At 40.3% G+C, this 18,768-nt stretch carries 19 protein-coding genes, 1 tRNA gene and 1 pseudogene; 5 read left to right on the forward strand and 16 right to left on the reverse strand.

What is annotated here, in order from left to right; all coding sequences use genetic code 11:
• Window positions 1-172: 172 nt before the first annotated feature.
• The 7 genes from AB1488_02180 to AB1488_02210 all read right to left on the reverse strand — a co-directional run bounded on the left by AB1488_02180 (window position 173) and on the right by AB1488_02210 (window position 7,055).
• Window positions 173-361, reverse strand: coding sequence for a CooT family nickel-binding protein (locus AB1488_02180; protein ID MEW6408907.1), 189 nt, complete (start codon window positions 359-361; stop codon window positions 173-175).
• Entirely contained in the window at window positions 354-773 is a 420-nt protein-coding gene (locus AB1488_02185) for a DUF3842 family protein (protein ID MEW6408908.1), read from the reverse strand. Before AB1488_02185 ends, AB1488_02180 begins: the two co-directional genes overlap by 8 nt.
• Window positions 774-856: 83 nt before the next feature.
• Window positions 857-2,839: a DUF3488 and transglutaminase-like domain-containing protein gene (locus AB1488_02190; protein ID MEW6408909.1), complete on the reverse strand. Its 1,983-nt coding sequence runs from the start codon at window positions 2,837-2,839 to the stop codon at window positions 857-859.
• 9 nt (window positions 2,840-2,848) lie between these two features.
• Window positions 2,849-3,745, reverse strand: a complete 897-nt coding sequence (locus AB1488_02195) for a DUF58 domain-containing protein (GenBank protein MEW6408910.1) — start codon at window positions 3,743-3,745, stop codon at window positions 2,849-2,851.
• On the reverse strand, window positions 3,742-4,704 hold the full coding sequence (locus AB1488_02200; GenBank protein ID MEW6408911.1) for a MoxR family ATPase: 963 nt from the start codon (window positions 4,702-4,704) through the stop codon (window positions 3,742-3,744). The genes AB1488_02195 and AB1488_02200 overlap by 4 nt, the downstream gene beginning before the upstream one ends.
• A complete protein-coding gene (locus AB1488_02205; GenBank protein MEW6408912.1) occupies window positions 4,673-5,773 on the reverse strand; it encodes a response regulator in 1,101 nt (366 codons plus the stop codon). The genes AB1488_02200 and AB1488_02205 overlap by 32 nt, the downstream gene beginning before the upstream one ends.
• A gap of 238 nt (window positions 5,774-6,011) precedes the next feature.
• Window positions 6,012-7,055, reverse strand: a complete 1,044-nt coding sequence (locus AB1488_02210; protein ID MEW6408913.1) for an SAM-dependent methyltransferase — start codon at window positions 7,053-7,055, stop codon at window positions 6,012-6,014.
• A 158-nt stretch (window positions 7,056-7,213) separates the two neighbouring features.
• Between AB1488_02210 and AB1488_02215 the strand changes: the two genes are divergently transcribed.
• The 4 genes from AB1488_02215 (at window position 7,214) to AB1488_02230 (ending at window position 9,099) form a co-directional block, all read left to right on the forward strand.
• On the forward strand, window positions 7,214-7,336 hold the full coding sequence (locus AB1488_02215; protein MEW6408914.1) for a hypothetical protein: 123 nt from the start codon (window positions 7,214-7,216) through the stop codon (window positions 7,334-7,336).
• Entirely contained in the window at window positions 7,333-7,920 is a 588-nt protein-coding gene (locus AB1488_02220) for an isoprenylcysteine carboxylmethyltransferase family protein (GenBank protein MEW6408915.1), read from the forward strand. Before AB1488_02215 ends, AB1488_02220 begins: the two co-directional genes overlap by 4 nt.
• Window positions 7,921-7,991: 71 nt before the next feature.
• On the forward strand, window positions 7,992-8,570 hold the full coding sequence (locus AB1488_02225) for a Fe-Mn family superoxide dismutase (GenBank protein MEW6408916.1): 579 nt from the start codon (window positions 7,992-7,994) through the stop codon (window positions 8,568-8,570).
• A 28-nt stretch (window positions 8,571-8,598) separates the two neighbouring features.
• A complete protein-coding gene (locus AB1488_02230) occupies window positions 8,599-9,099 on the forward strand; it encodes a ferritin family protein (GenBank protein MEW6408917.1) in 501 nt (166 codons plus the stop codon).
• Window positions 9,100-9,745: 646 nt separating this feature from the next.
• Here the strand turns inward: AB1488_02230 and AB1488_02235 are convergent.
• The 4 genes from AB1488_02235 to AB1488_02250 form a co-directional block, all read right to left on the reverse strand.
• Window positions 9,746-12,523, reverse strand: a complete 2,778-nt coding sequence (locus AB1488_02235) for an HsdR family type I site-specific deoxyribonuclease (GenBank protein ID MEW6408918.1) — start codon at window positions 12,521-12,523, stop codon at window positions 9,746-9,748.
• A 146-nt stretch (window positions 12,524-12,669) separates the two neighbouring features.
• Entirely contained in the window at window positions 12,670-13,743 is a 1,074-nt protein-coding gene (locus tag AB1488_02240; GenBank protein MEW6408919.1) for a restriction endonuclease subunit S, read from the reverse strand.
• Between the two features lie 142 nt (window positions 13,744-13,885).
• Window positions 13,886-14,278 (reverse strand): putative toxin-antitoxin system toxin component, PIN family, encoded by a 393-nt coding sequence (locus AB1488_02245; GenBank protein ID MEW6408920.1) that lies wholly within the window; start codon window positions 14,276-14,278, stop codon window positions 13,886-13,888.
• Window positions 14,275-14,511 carry a ribbon-helix-helix protein, CopG family gene (locus AB1488_02250; protein MEW6408921.1) on the reverse strand — a complete coding sequence of 79 codons (237 nt, stop codon included), beginning with the start codon at window positions 14,509-14,511 and terminating at the stop codon, window positions 14,275-14,277. The genes AB1488_02245 and AB1488_02250 overlap by 4 nt, the downstream gene beginning before the upstream one ends.
• A gap of 366 nt (window positions 14,512-14,877) precedes the next feature.
• Between AB1488_02250 and AB1488_02255 the strand changes: the two genes are divergently transcribed.
• Entirely contained in the window at window positions 14,878-16,260 is a 1,383-nt protein-coding gene (locus AB1488_02255; GenBank protein MEW6408922.1) for an IS256 family transposase, read from the forward strand.
• A gap of 2 nt (window positions 16,261-16,262) precedes the next feature.
• Here the strand turns inward: AB1488_02255 and AB1488_02260 are convergent.
• The 5 genes and pseudogenes from AB1488_02260 to AB1488_02280 form a co-directional block, all read right to left on the reverse strand.
• Window positions 16,263-16,859 (reverse strand): annotated as a pseudogene (locus AB1488_02260) (N-6 DNA methylase).
• Window positions 16,787-17,155 carry a hypothetical protein gene (locus AB1488_02265; protein ID MEW6408923.1) on the reverse strand — a complete coding sequence of 123 codons (369 nt, stop codon included), beginning with the start codon at window positions 17,153-17,155 and terminating at the stop codon, window positions 16,787-16,789. The pseudogene AB1488_02260 and the gene AB1488_02265 overlap by 73 nt, the downstream one beginning before the upstream one ends.
• The gene (locus tag AB1488_02270; GenBank protein ID MEW6408924.1) at window positions 17,149-18,231 is read right to left on the reverse strand and encodes a type IV toxin-antitoxin system AbiEi family antitoxin; all 1,083 of its coding nucleotides are present in this window, start codon (window positions 18,229-18,231) and stop codon (window positions 17,149-17,151) included. The genes AB1488_02265 and AB1488_02270 overlap by 7 nt, the downstream gene beginning before the upstream one ends.
• A gap of 91 nt (window positions 18,232-18,322) precedes the next feature.
• A tRNA-Pro gene (locus tag AB1488_02275) sits at window positions 18,323-18,400 on the reverse strand.
• A gap of 126 nt (window positions 18,401-18,526) precedes the next feature.
• Window positions 18,527-18,768, reverse strand: a 242-nt coding sequence (locus AB1488_02280) for a MerR family transcriptional regulator (GenBank protein ID MEW6408925.1), incomplete at its 5' end; no start/stop codon positions are given.

Genomic DNA, 18,768 nt, shown 5'->3' on the forward strand with positions numbered 1-18,768 from the left:
AAGCGCACCGTATGTATGAGGTCCAAGATAACCATCAGGGATATGCATCCTTTCCTCCTGTTGAATAAACCAAATAAAAAAACCACTCAGGCTCGGGCTTCTGCCAATAATTAAGCCTTCGTGGCTATTTTAGTATAGTAAATAGTGAATAGTGAAAAGTGAAGAGTAAAAGTTATTCCTTACCCAACACAATCCTGTGTTTTATAAGGGAGATCTCCTTAATCTTCCCTTCAAAAACCTTCTGCTCCCCGAAGAGGTTTCTCAAGTATATCTTACCATCTTCTGGTCTTACTATGTCAACACTTTCAAGGTAAAGTTCTTCTTTACCTTCCTTATCAATATAGACATTCGATTCACACATCTGCCATCACCCTCTTTCTTACAAGTTTTATCATCTCTTCAACGAGGTGTGGAAGTGGCTCCTGCACAACCCCCACCACACTCAGCCTCTCCTGCGTCATAGGAATAAGTATCTTTTCCGCAGGACTTGAGGCGATGGCTTCAGCCATTTTTGGTGTAAGTTCTCCAAGCATCGAATTTGCCGATATTATACTTAACGAACCGAGTATCAGACTAACCTTTGGTGCCATGGTTACAATTGCGTTTTCACCTGTAGCACCTTTATTCGCTCTTGCCTTGAGCATCGCTGAGGTCGCAGTAGCATTGGTGCCGAGGGCGATAATCTCTATGCTCTCTCTAAACTCTTCTCTAAGTCCCTTTACTACAGCAACCCCTATCCCTCCACCATGACCATCTATCACAGCAATCTTCATGTCTGATAAAATGTTTATAGCATAAGTACATGACTGATAGCAACTGGAAAAGATTAATCTCCCCTCACCTTAATCCTCTCCCCTCATGGGAGAGGGCTTCGTCGTGATCTCAGCCGAACGGATGGGTGAGGGGGATGGATTTTGTGGATAAGGGTTCTCAGTAGTTCTTTAGACTGTTTATCAAAAGCTTTTTGACCGTATCTGATTGCTATGTAAAGCCCTGTAAACTCCATAATCTCAGGTGTAGATAAATGTTTTAAGGAAGCCATCCTTTCAGCAAACTCAAGTGGACCTTCACCGATACCCTTTTTAAAGCCCATCTTCCCCATCCTCAAGAGAAACATGCTGTAAAGGATAGAAGGGGTCACCCTTACTCTGCGGTAAATAGATAAAATTATAAAGAATAATCCTCCAGCAGTAAGAAAAACAATAGCAATGCGGAAGACCTTTGCTGTATCTATATGTGGTTTCCACGAAAGAGTTCTGTTTATCGTGTTCATCGTCTTCATCGCTATAGATATCTGTTTACCTATATCATATCCAATTATATATGTATACCATCTTAGGCGGAGATGATCGATGAATAGTGAAAGATGACTGACTTTTATTGGTGGGGTTAAAGTTGGTGGTGTGGGGTCAAGACGAATCCAGCCCTTCTCAGGTATGTATGCCTCTACCCATGTGTGTGCACTACTCTGTCTAACCAAAAAATATTTACCTATCGAGTTCCACTCACCACCGAGATAGCCACCGACTATTCTTGCAGGAATGCCTATTGACCTGAGCATCAATACAAGGGAGGATGCAAAGTATTCGCAATTGCCCTTTTTTGACTTGAAGAGGAATGACTCTAAAGGGTCTCCTTCTACTTCTGGCAGAGAAAGGGTATAAATGTACTCACCCTTTTTCAGGAAAAGTTCTATCTTTTTTACTGTCTCTTCGGTTGATCTTGTACCCCTTGTAATATCGATGGCAAGCCTTTTAATCCTTTCTGGAAATCTCTCTGGAAGTTGAAGGTATCGCTCTGTGTTATCTTCCTTAATGGAAAGGTATGTTGTTGAGACTGAGTAAACCTCGTATTTTATACGATTTTCGATTATGTCGGGCATTTCAATCGTCAGAGAATCACTCAGCATAATGAAACGGGATGGGAAACTTCCAGTAAGAGGTTTATCGAGTGTAAAGAGATATGTCTCTCCTTGAGGTTCAAGGTAAATTATCTGACGGTGAATAGTACCTCCAGACTTGAGAGGGATATTAAGTTTGGGTGTCCTGAAGCGTGCCTGTTCATAGACCATCCATGTATTATTTTCATAACGGTCAAAAATAATTCCTCTCCAGTATAGGTCATTGGCAAGCGATGATGGCTCTGCAATATCAGGCATCACAGCCCTGAAGGCAACATCACCCCTCTCCTGAATCTCTCCAACCTTCCCTATCGTAACCTCATTGGTAAACCCTGTCTTATGGTATCTGGCGAGTCCAAATAGCCAGATAGGCATCGTTGTTCTTGGAAGGATTATAAAAAAGACCGCAGAGAAAGGAATGCTGAGTAAAGGCAGGATTATCGTCACCGATAAAAATTTCTTTATCATAGCCCATTTCAAAGGAATATTTCCTGCAGTTCTGTAAAAATTCAATACAACTAATCCTGTAGCCCCTATTATTATCTCCCCGATAAGAAATGTTGCATATATCATATCTATGGTCTGTGTGGTCGCTCCAGCAAGCATGAAAAGGCTTAGCAGGTATATCTGGTAATGGTCCCTTATCTTCTTTTCTCCAATTAGTTTTATCACTTGAAGCAGTGTCAAGGCATTAAGAAATGGAGAAATAAAGTCCTCTCTGCTGATGCCCATAAAGGCAAATATAAGCACCACGATACCTGAGATATTAAGTAGCCACCTCTTTACGGGATAATAGTCCCTCTGATCCATCATAAATCCTGCTATCATTGAAATTGCAAAGATTGCTGAAATAACAGGATTCAGGTGACGGACAAGTGCGGTAAAACCCAACAATGCTATTGAGTAACTGAATATCCTTACAAGATGCAGTGCTCTCATAACATCACATCAATAAAGAGCCAGAATCTTCAGGAGGTTTCTCCTGTGTTCTTCGCCTGTAGCAGGAGGGATCGATGAATCTTTAAGCAATAGCCCTACTGCCATTCCCTTCTTCAGGAGTTCTATTATAATATATGTCAGATGTCCGAGTTTCTCTTCAAGTGTATTGGCAGGAGACATTTCAAGTGTCAGAATCATAGGTGGTGATGTTTCTGCTGAGTATTCCTTTGTAAGGGTAGTGCCCTTTGAAACGCCTTTCCAGTATATAAGCCTGATAGGGTCTCCTGGTGTATACTGTCTGAAACCATGAAATTCACCTTCATATCCCTTCCTCCAATCAGGGGTATCCCCACCGTATTTTCTGCCTTTCTCTGTTGGGGTGAGTGGCATTGAAACCTGCAATGGTTTTGGAAATACTGTGACTTTTGTTTTCAAAGGGATACTCTCACACCTGACAAAAAATCCAAGTGGATAATTTGAGCATAGAGATAGCCCTTCTACAGGGTACACTCCCCTTTTGGTGAACGAATACCAAAGGTCTGCATATCCTTCTCCCTTTGAAGGAATGATACTCAAAAAACACCCCTCCTCTCCTTTTTTGACCTCTATTAACAGAGATGGAATCAATCTTTTCTGATTTTTAACCTTTATACGAAATGGCGTCTTTGTATCTGCAAAGATTTCCCCCGGTGGTTCAATCTCTATCGAAAGTCTTCTGAGGTTCACCATCGCAAGAAAACCAGATATAGCCATAAAGCTGAGCATCCCTGAAACGAGGAGATAAAGAAGATTATTGGCGGTATTGACAGCACCAACACCAATGAAGATGGTAACACCAATAAATATAAAGCCGGCTCTGGTAATTTTAATTCTGACGCGACTCTTGGGGATTCTGAAAAACCTCATACTGGAACAGGGACATTTGATAAAAGGTCCCTTATAAGCCCTTCTTTTTTAATGCCTATGAATTCCTTTCTGGGATAAAGTCTATGAGCGATTACTGGAGAGGCGACTGCCTTTATATCCTCGGGTATACAGTAGTCTCTTCCTTCCATAAAAGCCCATACCTTTGCAGCGTTTGTCAGAGAGAGTGCTGCACGAGGAGAGAGCCCGATCTCAAACATCTCTGAACTCCTTGTCTCATTTGTTATCGCAAGGACATAGTCAAGAAATACATCCGCTGTATGAACCTTATCTGCTTGATCCTGTAAGATTATCATCTCTTCAGGTGTTATTATTGGCTGGAGGTTTCCTGCCTCCTCCCTCAGATGCCCATGCCTTATAATCTCCTTCGCAGATATATCATCGGGATAGCCGAGCTCAAGGCACATAAGAAATCTATCCATCTGTGATTCAGGGAGAGGAAATGTTCCGTAAAATTCTCTCGGGTTCTGTGTAGCAATCACAAAAAATGGAAGTGGCAGGGGATATGTTTTGCCCTCAACAGATACCTGACCTTCACCCATTGCCTCAAGTAGTGCGCTCTGGGTCTTTGGCGTTGCCCTGTTTATCTCATCCACGAGAAGTATCTGATTAAATATTGGACCCCTACAGAAGGTAAACATCCCTGTGTTTTTATCGAATATGGATGTCCCTATGATGTCAGAAGGTAAAAGGTCACTTGTAAACTGGATGCGTGAAAAAGAACATCCGATGCTCCTTGCGAGGGCAAGTGCGAGGGTTGTTTTGCCTATTCCTGGAATATCTTCAAAGAGAAGGTGCCCTCTCGCAAGAAGGCAGACCACAGCCATCCTCACGACCTCGTCTTTTCCCTTGATAACAGATGAAACAGAGGCGATTATCTGTTCGATCTTTTCGTTCCCTGATGCCATTTCAGTCCTTGTAAGATTCGTAAATCTCTTCAAACTCCCTGTGGTAGTCTTTGAAGGCTCGAAGTATTTTAGGATCAAAGTGTTGTGGCAAGGTTTTTCCATCCCCTTCTGTGATAATACTGCAAACAGTTCCATGATCGAGGGCAGGTTTGTATGGACGCCTCATCCTGAGTGAGTCATACTGGTCAGCGAGCATGACTATCCTGCCAACTATTGGAATATTTTCTTCCTTGAGTCCTCTCGGATAACCTGTACCGTCCCATTTTTCATGGTGAGAAAGGGCTATCACCTCAGCCATCTTAAGAAACTCTGACTCAGAGCCACGAAGTATCCTTGCACCTATGGTGGTGTGGGTCTTCATAATTTCCCATTCCTCTGGTGTAAGCTTATCAGTCTTGAAAAGGATGCTGTCAGGAACCCCTATCTTCCCTATATCGTGCATGGGGCTTGCATAAAAGATTGTTTCAACAATATACTCAGACAAATTAAGTCGCTCCACCAATAATTTTGAGTAGTAACTTATCCTCTTGATATGGACAGCAGTGTCTTCATCCCTGTATTCTGCTGCGATGGTTAGTCTGTAGATTGTCTCTATATAACTGGACGTTATCTTCTTATTGGCGGTCTCTAATTCATTAAGGGTCTCCCTCAACTGTCTTGTTCTTTCTGTGACTTGCTCCCCAAGGGTTATATTATATTGATGGATGAAGTCTTCATATTCCTTTGCCTTGAGGAGATTCTTTATCCTTAACTTAAGTTCTACTATATCAAACGGTTTTGCAAGAAAGTCGTTTGCACCTGCATTAAGACCTTTGAGTCTGGATTCTCGGTCTGTTAGCGCAGTGAGCATGATAACAGGGATATTAACACTCCTGGCATTATCCTTCAATTTCTGGCAGACCTCATAACCATCCATTTTAGGCATCATGACATCAAGCAAGATAAGGTCTGGGTTAAAATCATTGACCTTCGATAGGGCATCTGCACCATTAATGGCATTTTCTACCTCATAGCCTGTAGCGGTCAGGATTGTATCTAAAAGTTTCAGGTTTTGCTCTTCATCATCAACAACAAGGATTTTTGCCTTTTTAGGCTCTACCATCTTAACCTCGATTAGTAATTAACAATTAGTAATTGAGCATTGATAATTAATAATTGATAATTGATAATTGATAATTAATAATTAATAATTGATTATATAGTCTACAGCCTTTTTAAAAATCAGTCAACCCTGAACATGCTTTGCATAACACACATAATATTTAAGTCTTCGTCCTATTCGACATCTGTCTTCTATTTATCAGAGGCAATTAAGTCCTTCCCTCCTTCCTAACTATAACCTATAACCTTCCGATCTGATTCCTGAGTGCAAAACCACTTAACCTTAAATTATCCTTCCCTTTATATTGGACCATCACCTTATGTGACTCACCCATACCCTGTGGCAATATCAATCCTTTAATCTTTGCAATCTCAAAGGCATCTAACGAATCCCCATAAAGTTCCATCATAACCTGATCAATCCCAAGGGAAACGAGGAATGCCCCCTGAGGACAAAATCCAATAGTCTTCAAACCCATTGTTTCTCCCCATTTTTTCAGGGATGAAAAATTCACATGGACTGTTAAATCCTGTTCTCCTATATTCTGATAGGGATCTGCATTTATCCGATGCTGATAATAACAGAGAAGAGTCCCTTTTCTTCTGTCTTCACTATAATAATCCAATGCAGGGTAGCCATAGTCTATGGTAAGAATAAATCCTTCAGACAGTTTATCAATTACATCTCTTAGCCAGCCGTGAATTTTCAGATTCACCTCTGTCCTGAAGCCTTTTGGAAGCTCAATAGAGCATTCCCTGAAGTATTCTCTGACATCTTCACTACAGGGCATCTTTACTTCTGCAAAATTATCCCCGCTCACAGATATATAAATCTCCACCAGTTCATCATCCATTTCTACTATTCTTACTGGAAAGGCATCTAAAAGCTCATTGGACAAAAAACATCCTGTAACAGACGCAAGCTCACTTAAATGAGAAAACCAATTTACTTTATCCAGAAAGTCCTTAAGTAACATCTTCTGGTTAGCCTTTATTGAAGGGTTAAGTTCTATAATCGTGTATTTGAGATACTGGAAAATATCCTTTCTCTTTAAATACTCAAGCATGTCCTTTGCGAGATAGCCCATACCTGCTCCTATCTCTACAATCTGAAAACCGTCTGGTCTTCCTATAAAATCCCACATCTCCTTCATCTGCCTCCCTATCATTGCTCCGAATATTGAGTGAAGATGCGGGCTTGTATAAAAATCCCCTGCCCCGCCCATCATTGTTGAATCCTTCGTATAATAGCCAAGTTCAGGATGATAAAGGGCCATTTCCATAAAGGTTTCGAAATTGATATGTCCTTCTGATTTTATTCTTTCAATGATTTTTTGTTTAAGGAGATTCGTCAAAATGTTTAACCCCTTTTGTATCATAACACAATTTATAATTGATTACTTGACAAATATTGATATTGCTTTAAAATTTAAAAATAGTAATTAAAGACAACTCCATCATTGGCACAATCCTTTACGGTGACATAAAAGACAGGGGAAAGATAATTAAAGCTATTGAGAGAATTCAAAAAGATTGTGTCAAAATAATACATTTCCATCCATGAGCGACTTTATTGCACTAATGACCATTATGCTCTGGCCTGCGATACCTCTTTTCTGGATTCCTGTTCATGGTCTCTCAAAAATTTTCAGAAAACTCGGACTTATAACATATATAATCCCACTCTTTACATGGCTACCTTTAGCATATCTTATTTTCCAGAAAAGGGATTTCATACTCCAATTCAGAGTAGAGTTTCCAGTAGTTTTAAATATAATTGGAGTCCTTCTTTTAGCATACGGGACTTTACTTCACATATGGACGGGTAAACTTCTTGGTCTCTGGGGACTTATTGGACTCCCGGAGTTATCCACGAAGATAAAAGGGAGACTCGTGATGGAAGGACCTTTTTCAGTAGTGAGACACCCAACCTATTTAGCCCATACCTTGATGTTTTTAGGCGTTTTTCTCTTAACAGAGGTAACATATGTTGGCGTTGTTACATTTCTTGATCTGCTGATAATCAATATTCTGGTCATCCCTCTGGAAGAGAAAGAGCTTTTGAGTCGTTTCGGCGATGAATATAAAATATACAGAAAGAAGGTTCCATCACGATTTTTCCCATGGATACGGCTGCAACGGTCTTGACACAATTTCAGAATATGATAGAATTTAATAGGATTTAAATAGAAAGTGACAATCGAGAGGAGGAAAGAACTATGGCATACACAGCAAAGGATTACTCAAAGCTCATAGGGATGGAGGGATTTAGTGAAACACTTTTAAAAAATCATTTCACCCTCTATCGGGGATATGTAACAAACACAAACAAGGTGATGGATGCACTTGATCAGATGTTAAAGGAAGGAAAGACAGGCACTCCAGAATTCGCCGAACTTAAGAGAAGACTTGGATGGGAATTCAATGGAATGAGGCTTCACGAATACTATTTTGAGAACTTAGGTGGAAAAGGTGGAATTAACAAGGAAGGGAGGCTTGCAAAAAAACTCACCGACGATTTTGGCAGTTATGAACTGTGGGAAAAGGACTTCAAGGCAACAGGAACAATGAGAGGCATTGGTTGGGTTATTCTTTATCAGGACATTACAAATGGAAAACTCATCAACTTCTGGATAAATGAGCATGATGTCTCACACCCAGCAGGGTGTAACCCAATATTGATAATGGATGTCTTTGAACATGCCTTTATGCTTGATTATGGACTCAAGAGAGCTGATTACATAGAGGTATTCTTTAAGAACATAGATTGGAGGGAAGTAGAAGCGAGAGTTAAATAATATTAACTGGAAAAGAGAGGTATCAGTAATGACTGCTATTGAGATAGCTATCAGTATGGAAAAAGATGCAATAAATTTCTATAGTGAAGCGGCTGAGAAGACAAAACATCCTGTTGGCAAGAAGATGTTTCTGACAATAACAGAAGATGAAAAAAGGCATCTCGAGATGCTCTCACAAATATTCAAGGGAGTTAATATAGAGACGAGGGATGTCAGCCCAATGAAGAATATCAAGACAGTCTTTGAATCAATGAAGGATGAGATGATGCAGAGGGTTGAGGCAACCACAGATGAGCTTGAGGCATTTAAGATCGCAATGCAAATGGAAAAAGAAGGGATTGAATTTTATAAAAAGACGATGTCAGAGGCAGACACAGAAAAAGAGAAATCTCTATTCGAGAAACTTGTTAAAGAGGAAGAGCAGCATTATAACATCTTTGCAAATACATATTTTTATCTCTCAAACACTGGGAGCTGGTTTATGTGGGAAGAGCATAGCATTGTTGACGGAGGCACTCCGTGGGCATAATTATCAACTTTAGAGTGCAGAGAAAAAATTAAGGGAGAACAGTTTGGTCGGGGCGACCCGATTTGAACGGGCGACCACCCGCACCCCAAGCGGGTGAAAATCATTTATTAAAGCCAATCTATGAGTTATATGGGACTATTTTGGGAGTTAAATTTCCTCTTCGTTAGATTTAACCAAGATATCCTTCCTTGAAGATAAGAAAGGTAATATTTACAAGCCATTAAGATGGGAAGGTTCTCCTCCTGGAGGTCATCATAGATTTGGCATATTGAGATTCCCAAAAGTTAATGAAAAAACTAAGCTTATAAAACTAATAATACTAATAATAAAAAAATGTCTATGCTGTTCCTGAAAGGGTTTTTAAATGAGAGTTATAGACGATATTGAAAATTCTGGTGAGCCGTGGAGGATTCGAACCTCCGACCCACTGATTAAGAGGTATTTTAAAGGGACTTTACAAGTGTTTGAAAATACCTCTTTATTCCTCCCAAGCCCCGGGGTTTAACAACCGTGCAAGCCTCGCACAAGCCCCTAATTCGAAATTTGAAAGTATACCACATTTTAAGGACAGATGAACGAAGCTTAGTTTCGCTAAACATTCCTTCCAGGCTGTAAAGTTAGTTTAAAGAAATGGATACAGAGGTACTTAGTCCCATTGGAGGATGAGTGATGAAACCTTGACATCAAATGGTTTCAATGTTTCTGTGAGTCGTTTTATCCCTTCTTCCACATCTGGAGGCCACCTTTCTCCTTCTGCAGCAAGTACCACTTCATCGGGTAACAAATCTTCTGCAACTACTCTGAGCTTATCAAGGTCATCAGGCTTAAATCCATGTGGATCAGATTTTACTTCACCAATGAGAAACTTACCATCACGGATTACCACAAGATCGAGATCAGTAAACGGATTCTGTTGACCCTCTTCAAATATATCTTGGGAAGGGAGGAATAAAAACATGCCGGATAAAAATTGCTGAAGGTTATATAGAGCATGGAGCACCGCAAGCATCCCATGCTTGCATAGTGCGTTGCGTACAAGATTGTTTAGCCGAAATGACCACGCAGGCGAAGGAGGGAGGGAGAATCGGAATAGGCATCCATCGCACCGCATTTCTGAGCCTATATCGTCTACGACATACCACTGACGTGTGCCACAATGCGGACAGCGCAACTCGACCCCCTGCAAGAATACTCTTCGTTCAAGAAGATACAACAATTCTGACTCTTTTAATTCATCAAAAATGCTGGATACTTCTCTGTAAAAGCTATAATACTCGTGCCTCTTTTCCTCATCCATAAAGTATTCAAGTATAGTCTCAACAGCCTTATCCTGAGATTTACCTTTTATGAGAGAAAGATAATCCTCCTTTGCTTTTCCCATTAATTCTGTGAATCTGCCTTTCAAAATCTCTAAATCATGCACAACTCCTTCTATATCAGATGAATCAAAGGCAAGGGCTTTTTCAAGATTATCGAAGATACCAACAAAGTCCAGAACAAAACCTGAGGGCTTCTTCCTCCCTTCTTCATCCTCATACGGTCTATTCACTCTTGCAATTGCCTGTAACAGGGCATGGTCACGCATTGGCTTGTCAAGATACATGCAGTATAAAATAGGGGCATCAAAGCCTGTCAGGAGCTTTTCTGTTACTATGAGGATTTTGGGTTGTGCATCAGGCTTTTTGAATGCCTTCCTTATTCTCTTTTCTTCTTTCTCAGAAAGATGATGCCTTGATAGTTCAGGTGAATCATTAAATCCCGGGCTTATTACTACCTGTGAGTATTCTTTGGGAAGATGTTTATCAAGGAGGTCTTTGTAAATCACACATGCCTCTCTGTCTACAGCAACAAGGAACGCTTTGTATCCCATTAGCTCTATGTAGGTCTTGAAGTGGTTAGCAACATATTTTGCAATTTTCGCCATCCGTTCCCTGTTCTTGAGCATGTTTCGGAGATTGACAGCCCTCTCAAGAACTTTATTTAACTCCTCTATGTCACTTATCCCTTCTGCCTCAGCAAGTTCAAGGAATTCCCTGTTTAAGACCTCTTTATCAACTCTTAGTTCATTTGGTGCAAGGGTACAGTGGAGGGGCACGGTTGTTCCATCCTCAATGGATTCTGCTATGCTGTATTTATCAAGGTAACCTTGGGGTGGGTCGTCTATTCCAAATGTTATAAATGTTCCACTGCCATGTGCTGTCTTGTCTATGGGTGTTCCAGTAAATCCTATATAGGTAGCATTAGGCAATGCCCCCATAAGATAATTCCCCAGTTCTCCTCCTGTTGTCCTGTGGGCTTCATCAACCAATACAAAGATATTCTTTATATTAGGCTCCATCCCTTCAAACTTGTGAATCATTGATACAATCAAGCCTCTCTTATCTTCCTTTAAGGCTTTCCTCAGGTTTTCTTTGCTTGTTATCTCTACCTCTTCCTGCTTAAACCCCACAGATGTGAGGTTTCCGAATAATTGAGATTCAAGTTCGTTCCTATCCACGAGCATAATCACAGTAGGGTTTTCAAATAAAGGATTTTCCAAAATCTTTTTTGCAGATACAATCATTGTATATGTCTTGCCTGAACCCTGTGTATGCCATATTAAGCCTCTATTTTTAGTTGAATCCTGAGAACGCTCTAAGAGCTTCTCAACAGACCTCATCTGATGAGGTCTTAAGACAACCTTCTTAAGTTCATCATCCTGTCTTGTGAAGAGGATAAAATCATTAACAACCTTTATAACCCTCTCTTTATCAAAAAAGGATTTGACCAGCTCCTCAAAATTCCCTTCTTGCTCCTCTTTCCAGTTAAAAAGCCCTTTCCTTGTTGTATTCCATGTTGCACCATAGTAATAACGAATTAGATGGCTTAATGAATAAACCTGAAGAATTGCCATTATCTCAGGGCATTCACGATGGTATCTCCTTATCTGATCAAGGGATTCAGCTATACCATCAACCTTATGGGCTGCCTTTGTTTCAACTATAAATAAAGGAAAACCATTGATAAGAAAAACCACATCAGCCCTGATTGTATTTTTCCCATTAGTAAAAGTGAATTCATCAGTGACATGGAAGGTGTTGTTTTTAATATCATCTGTATCAAGAAATCTAATATCCCGCTCTCTTTTTTCTTTAGGCACATAAATCTGCTTTATGCCCTTCAGATATTCCCATGCTAAAAGATTGCCTTCTATATTTGGAGGGATTGCGGAAAGCCTTTTTATTACTTCCTCAGCGAGCTCATGATTTATAAATTCATTCAACTTCTGCATCTGAAAAATAAAGGTCTCTTTAAAAACAAATCCTGTCTCTCCACCTCTCAGCCTCAAGGCATCCTCGGTGCTTATGTAATACCAGCCTATTTCAGTAGTGTATTGTATGAGAGGATTTTGAACCGCAGTTCTTTCACCGCCGAGTAAACTCATACTTAAATCTCCAGATTGTTAACCCTTATTTTACCTGTCATCAACTGCGAAAGCAAAGACCTAAAGAGGCTCTCCATCGCCCTCTTCTTATTCTTCTCTGCCTGAATCTTTTCATCTATGGCTATAAGAATTTGGGCGATTTGGTGTTATTCGGGGAGAGGAGGAAGGGGGATTTTTTGATTCTTAACATCTGAATCTGTAACTGCCGGATAACTTGCTCCCCTTTGAACCTTACCAAGCTCTTCTATGAAAAAGTCTCTTGATACAATATAGTAAATATAACGTGGAATCGTTCCTTTTTCATTAGCTCTTAAAACGCAAAATGCGGTTGAACATATTTGACCATTAAAACATTCATCAATCAAAGCTAATCTTTTTAGAGTAGGTCTTACAGTTGCAAAGATAACATCTCCTGTTTCTATTAGCTTTCTTGCTCTGCTCGGAGCATCTTTACCTAAAAATAATTTGTATTCTGAAATGGTTAATATTTCTCTACTAATCCCAGATATATATTTGAATTTCCATTTAGGGGTATTCTCAGGATTTGTTTGCTTTGTTTTCTTTACAACCTCTCCCAACTTTACCACTTCCCAATGCTCTGGTATCAGCCCTATTTCCGTCTCTTTTAATGGCACTTTCTCAACTTCTTCAACAGGCACAGGCCCATAGGTAAATAGATGCTTCATCATGGCTTTCTTAAGTTCCCTTGTTGCCCTTATAACATTTTCTGTCTTCTCTTTTGCCTCCTGCACAGCAGAGAGCACAGAGGCGATTTTTTGTTGTTCAGGGAGAAGAGGATAAGCAAATTCATAGTTCTCTAAATCTGCTTTCTGTAAACTCGGCAATGTGGTTTTTGCGTGCTCACCAGATAATTTATTTAGAGACATCCAATAGTAAAGAAACTTCAAGTTGGGTTTTTCATTATTGAAAACAAGAAAGAAAGTTGTGTCAGTAGGGTAAGACGGTATAAGAAAGAGGTGAATGCTTCCTGCAGTGCCCTTTCTTCCAACTATGATTGTAGGTTCCTCAATTAACGGTTTTTCTACCCACCCAAAAATTCCACTTGAACCTACAAGCGGTACTTGCCCCTGAGTATGTGGGTTTGCTTTTCCATATTTTATTTCAGCCACATCTTTGATAGCTCTTACTTCCCAATCTTCTGGCATCAGACCGAGTTCGGTCATTTTGAAACCTTCAACAGCTTCTTCCACTATAGTCATATCTCAAACCCCATCTTATTAAGAATGTCCCCTTAATTGTCATTCCTGCCCCTGCCTTCGCAGGGGTAAACTCCAGCAGGAATCCAGAAAAACTAAATAACTGGATTCCGTGTCAAGCACGGAATGACAAAAAGAGCCTCAACTACCCTTCAAGATACTCTTTTAAACTCATAATTTTTATCCACTCAAATTCTCTAAGTCTAAGCATCTCTTTATCGCCTGTTACAATCACATCAGCTTTCCCTGTTACTGCACACTCAAGTATCCTGTTATCTGGGGCATCTTTAAAGATGTTGATTTTTCTGACTGGCTTTACAACCCTGGCAATATCTGAAAGGTAAAGGGCAGTACGGCTGATAGTTTCTCTATCACGGCTGAATTTGGCAGAAAGCACTGTTAATACTTCATCAATGATTTCTTTGGAGATTATCAGCAAGTCACTGCCTTCTATAACCTTTAGAACAGCTTTCTCAGCCTGGCTGTTTGGAATAACAAAGGCAGAGACATAGATATTCGTATCAAATACTACCTTCACTTTTTAAGGTATCTCTTAAGGTCTTTTTCAGTAAGAACTCCCTTTTCTTTTGCCTTTCGGCTCCAGTAATCCTGAATTTGATAAAATTCACCTTTTAATCTCTCTCGTTTTGTAATTCTTATCGCATCCTGGACTACTGCACTCAGGGGTTTTCCTTCCTCGCTGGCTATTTTTTCTATCTCTTCTGCTAGTTCAGGAGGAAGCGATATTGTCTTTTTAACTGCTGTTACCATCTAAAACACCTCCTTATTCGGTATGAATTAATCATACCACAGACCGCCTTGACAATCAACTCAGTCCCATTTTCGGGTAGTGTAAACTTTGAGGCTGTTGCCGAACCCTTTGAGCGAAATTAGAGGATTTTTGGTAACAAATCCTGGCGAAGTGGAAGATAAGCAATTTCAACTGTTTGAGCCCGAAGGGCGAGTTTTGAAATTGCCTGTAACGAGCCATTGGATTTGTCAAAAATTCTCTTTAAAAAGCGAAAAGGATGTTCGGCAACAGCCTCCTTTTCTGTGTAAAATTCTTGTAGAGAAAATAGACAGGGTGTATTCTCCATTGTTAGGCATTAATCATTAAAAGAAAGGAGGAATACACCCATGTCAGTAAAGGAACTTACAGATTTAACAATAGCAGATTTATTAGAGGAATACAATAGGGATTTCAGGGATTATTGGGAAAGGCACGATGAGTTAGTGAAGGCATTCAGGAGGAAGCTAATAGAGGAGGCGTTGGAGGAGGAGCGAGAGATGTTAGTATGTTGTAGACCATACAAACGGGTGACAGAGCGTAGGGATTACAGGAATGGTTACTGGAGGAGATGGATTGTGTTGAAGGATGGGCGATTAGAGATAAAGATGCCGAGGCTAAGGGGTGGAGGCTATGATAGTGAGATAATACCGAGGTATCAACAGAGGGTAGATGAAGTAGATAGGGCATTGATGAAGATATTCTTATATGGAGCCTCTAATAGGCTAACTGGTGAGGCATTAAGACCTATCCTTGGTGAAGGTGTAAGTGCCCAGACGATATCTAATATAGCAAAGAGTCTTGATGAAGAGGTAAAGAGGTATCACAATCGTAATATTGAAGATAAATATCTTTATCTCTTTTTAGATGGGATAGTATTGAAGACAAAGACAGGGTTTGGCTCGAAGAAGAAGGTAGTTCTTGTCGCCTATGGGATAGGGGTTGATGGCAAGAGGGAGTTGATAGATTCTATGATAACGAAACATGAGAGTGAGAGGAGGTGGGAGGGTTTTCTTAACAGTCTTTATAATCGTGGACTTAAAGGAGAGGTATTGGGTCTTATTATTACAGATGGCAATGCAGGGCTTGAGAATGCAGTGGACTACCTTTATCCAGAAGTGAAAAGGCAGAGGTGTTGGGCTCACAAACTAAGGAATGTGGCTAATTATCTTAGGAAGAAGGATCAAGAAAGGTGCATAAATGAAGCGAGGGAAATCTATCGTGCAGAAAACAAGAAAGAAGCGGTGAGAGCGTATAATGAATGGGCAGAGAGATGGAGGGCTATTTATCCTAAGGCAGTGAAATGCATAGAGAAGGATCTGGAGGAATTATTGAATTTCTACTCTTGCCCTGAGGAGATAAGGATAAAGGTACGGACAACAAATGCGATAGAGAGGGCATTCAGGGAAGTAAGGAGAAGAACAAGACCGATGAGTTGTTTTAATAACACTCAGAGTATTGAGAGGATTGTATATGCGGTGTTAAGTCATCTTAATGATAAATGGAGAATTAAACCCTTAAAAGAATTTACACAAAAGAAGAGGCTGTTGCCGAACCCTTTGAGCGAAATTAGAGGATTTTTGGTAACAAATCCTGGCGAAGTGGAAGATAAGCAATTTCAACTGTTTGAGCCCGAAGGGCGAGTTTTGAAATTGCCTGTAACGAGCCATTGGATTTGTCAAAAATTCTCTTTAAAAAGCGAAAAGGATGTTCGGCAACAAGCTCAGAATTGACACTACCCCATTTTCTCTAATATCTTATTTAATTTCCTATCTGCTTCATTCTTCTCTTCTTCTGCCTCCTTCAGTAAAACCACTGCCTCCTCTAAAGGCAAAACTTCCTCTCCTCCATTCTGTGCCACATACCTTGAAGGACTGAGGTTATAGTCATTCTTAACAGCATCGTCATTCTTTATAATCTTGCTTATTCCTTCTTCCTCTTTCCATCCTGAATAAATCTCATAAATTTTCTTTATGCTTTCGTCAGGAAGGTAGTTTTTGGGTCTTCCTTTGGCAAAGAGATTTGATGCATTGATAAGAAGGATTTCCCCTTTTTTCTTCTTGCCCTTATTTAAAACCAGAATAATTCCCGGGGCTGTGGTGTTATAAAATAAGTTTTCAGGAAGCAGGATAATCGCTTCTATCCAGTCCTTATCAACAAATGTTTTTCTTATATCCCTTTCTCTGTTAGCCCCTTGATTTCCACTACCTCTTGATACCGCACCTGTATCCAGAACAACAGCCATCTTTCCTTTATCATTCAGGGAAGCAAACATATGCTGAATCCATCCCCAATCAGCACTTGATGAAGGCGGATAGCCAAAAGAGAAGCGGTTATATGCCTGAAAAATCTGAAAGGTTGTTCCTTGTCCCGTGTATACCCACGATTAATAAATGCCTTCAGGATTGTCTGGTAAGTATCATCTGGAATCTTTGAGAAGTTTAGGGCAATATCGATATCGAGGCTGCCAACATGGGGATCGTCAGACTGGGGTAAGAGAAATGTCAGAGTCCATCCGCCGATTATCACCATTTCATCTTTTATTTCACCAAGTAGATGAACAAGTTCCAGAAGGACAGCTTTACAAGCCTTAACCTCTTTATCTCCGTATTGGCTTTTACTTACCATTTCGTCTTAATCCTTTGTTCAAATATCGCCTCCGCTGCTTCCTCGCCTCTCCCTTTGAAACTCTTCAGATCAAGGTAAAGCTGGATGTCAGATACAACATTAATGCCGTTAATATCCTGAAGCCCGTAGAAGACGCCTTCATCATATAGCTGAAGGAGAGTAACATTCGCCCCGGTCTCCACCTTTTTCAGTTGTAGGGCTTTTGAAATATCCTCGGTATTTCCATCAATATAACAGAAGAATCTCATAAATCTTACAAATGGCGCTACCTTTCTTGCACCGGAAAATAGTGCAAGTCCATAGCGATACCTCCTTTTTTCACACTCTTGTTTGATTGCAGCCTCAATCTGGTCTTCTGAAAGGCTGGAATAGAAAGAAAAGTTTGGGTTCTTTTCATAGGAATAATTATTGACCCATTGATTGAGCACTTCTTCGGGTTTAACAAGATAGAAACTCTTGTTTTCTTCTTTAATCCATTCTTCGGAAAGAAGCGCCTGTTTCACCCTTGAGGTCAGCCCTATGCTAATGCCTGCCTCCCTTGATAGGTCTTCGACATACCACCTCTTTGAGGGGTCTGAAAGAAGCACCCTCAGGGTTCTGCTCGATTTCGGGGAAAAGACGGATTTTGAGAGGCGAGCAACAGCGAAGGGATTGGGGTTTCCGCTTCTGTCAATAAAGATATTTTTGAAGGATAGAAATGCATTCCCTGCCAGATCAATGCAGCCTATGCCTGCCTCTTTGCATATCTCCCTGCTGGCATCACTTAGATAGGGAGCAACCAGTATGCCATAGGAGTTTTTAAAGCCCTTAAGATAGTCTTTAAGCTGAGCGATGGCCATTCTTACAAGGCGGGGCTCGCCTTGCGATTTTACTTCTACAATGAATTTTGCAGGCTTACCGGAAATAAGAGTGCTTAATACAAAATTGACTTCTTTATTATTGATTCTGACATTGGTCTTAGAGTCCTTTAGCTCAAGGAAGGTAATATCTGAAAGGACAGACGTTATACTGTTCTGTGCTCTCTTAAGCAGATCTTTCTCTTGAAACTGTTTCACTGTAAAAGATTGTTTCACCATACGGTGAAACTATATATTATAGTGAAACAAAAGTCAAGTAGTTTTTATTTGTGTGGAAAATAAGTCATTGATTTTAAAAGACTATTTTAATTGGTCGGGGCGACCCGATTTGAACGGGCGACCACCCGCACCCCAAGCGGGTGCGCTAGCCAGACTGCGCCACGCCCCGATAAGCTATAAGCAATTGCAAAATGCAGATTGCAAATTGCACATTGTAAAAAGTGTAAGTGAAAGTGAGTGTGAACTTGCACTAACACATGCACTTTTACATTTTGCATTGGAACGGAGTTCGCTATTAATCTGAAATTAGTTTTAAAACTGCTTTTAGGTCGTTTCTTATCTTGTTTATATCAGCCATGCGATGTCTGACTCTCGACTCTCGAGCAAACTTCTTTTTAACCCCGTCTATCGTATATCGTTCTTCATAAAGCAGTTTCTTTATCTCAAGAATCAGTTCGATATCCTTCTTTAAATAGACTCTCTGTCCCGAATTATTTTTTCTCGGTTTGAGAAAACTGAATTCAGACTCCCAGTACC

The organism is Nitrospirota bacterium (assembly GCA_040756155.1).
GTDB lineage: Bacteria > Nitrospirota > Thermodesulfovibrionia > JACRGW01 > JBFLZU01 > JBFLZU01.

Bases quoted from the DNA above. Each gene is read 5' to 3' on its own strand.
- AB1488_02180 (MEW6408907.1), bottom strand. From the start codon at position 361: ATGTGTGAATCGAATGTCTATATTGATAAGGAAGGTAAAGAAGAACTT.
- AB1488_02185 (MEW6408908.1), bottom strand. From the start codon at position 773: ATGAAGATTGCTGTGATAGATGGTCATGGTGGAGGGATAGGGGTTGCT.
- AB1488_02190 (MEW6408909.1), bottom strand. From the start codon at position 2,839: ATGAGAGCACTGCATCTTGTAAGGATATTCAGTTACTCAATAGCATTG.
- AB1488_02195 (MEW6408910.1), bottom strand. From the start codon at position 3,745: ATGAGGTTTTTCAGAATCCCCAAGAGTCGCGTCAGAATTAAAATTACC.
- AB1488_02205 (MEW6408912.1), bottom strand. From the start codon at position 5,773: ATGGTAGAGCCTAAAAAGGCAAAAATCCTTGTTGTTGATGATGAAGAG.
- AB1488_02210 (MEW6408913.1), bottom strand. From the start codon at position 7,055: ATGGAAATGGCCCTTTATCATCCTGAACTTGGCTATTATACGAAGGAT.
- AB1488_02220 (MEW6408915.1), top strand. From the start codon at position 7,333: ATGAGCGACTTTATTGCACTAATGACCATTATGCTCTGGCCTGCGATA.
- AB1488_02225 (MEW6408916.1), top strand. From the start codon at position 7,992: ATGGCATACACAGCAAAGGATTACTCAAAGCTCATAGGGATGGAGGGA.
- AB1488_02230 (MEW6408917.1), top strand. From the start codon at position 8,599: ATGACTGCTATTGAGATAGCTATCAGTATGGAAAAAGATGCAATAAAT.
- AB1488_02235 (MEW6408918.1), bottom strand. From the start codon at position 12,523: ATGAGTTTACTCGGCGGTGAAAGAACTGCGGTTCAAAATCCTCTCATA.
- AB1488_02240 (MEW6408919.1), bottom strand. From the start codon at position 13,743: ATGACTATAGTGGAAGAAGCTGTTGAAGGTTTCAAAATGACCGAACTC.
- AB1488_02250 (MEW6408921.1), bottom strand. From the start codon at position 14,511: ATGGTAACAGCAGTTAAAAAGACAATATCGCTTCCTCCTGAACTAGCA.
- AB1488_02255 (MEW6408922.1), top strand. From the start codon at position 14,878: ATGTCAGTAAAGGAACTTACAGATTTAACAATAGCAGATTTATTAGAG.
- AB1488_02265 (MEW6408923.1), bottom strand. From the start codon at position 17,155: ATGGTAAGTAAAAGCCAATACGGAGATAAAGAGGTTAAGGCTTGTAAA.
- AB1488_02270 (MEW6408924.1), bottom strand. From the start codon at position 18,231: ATGGTGAAACAATCTTTTACAGTGAAACAGTTTCAAGAGAAAGATCTG.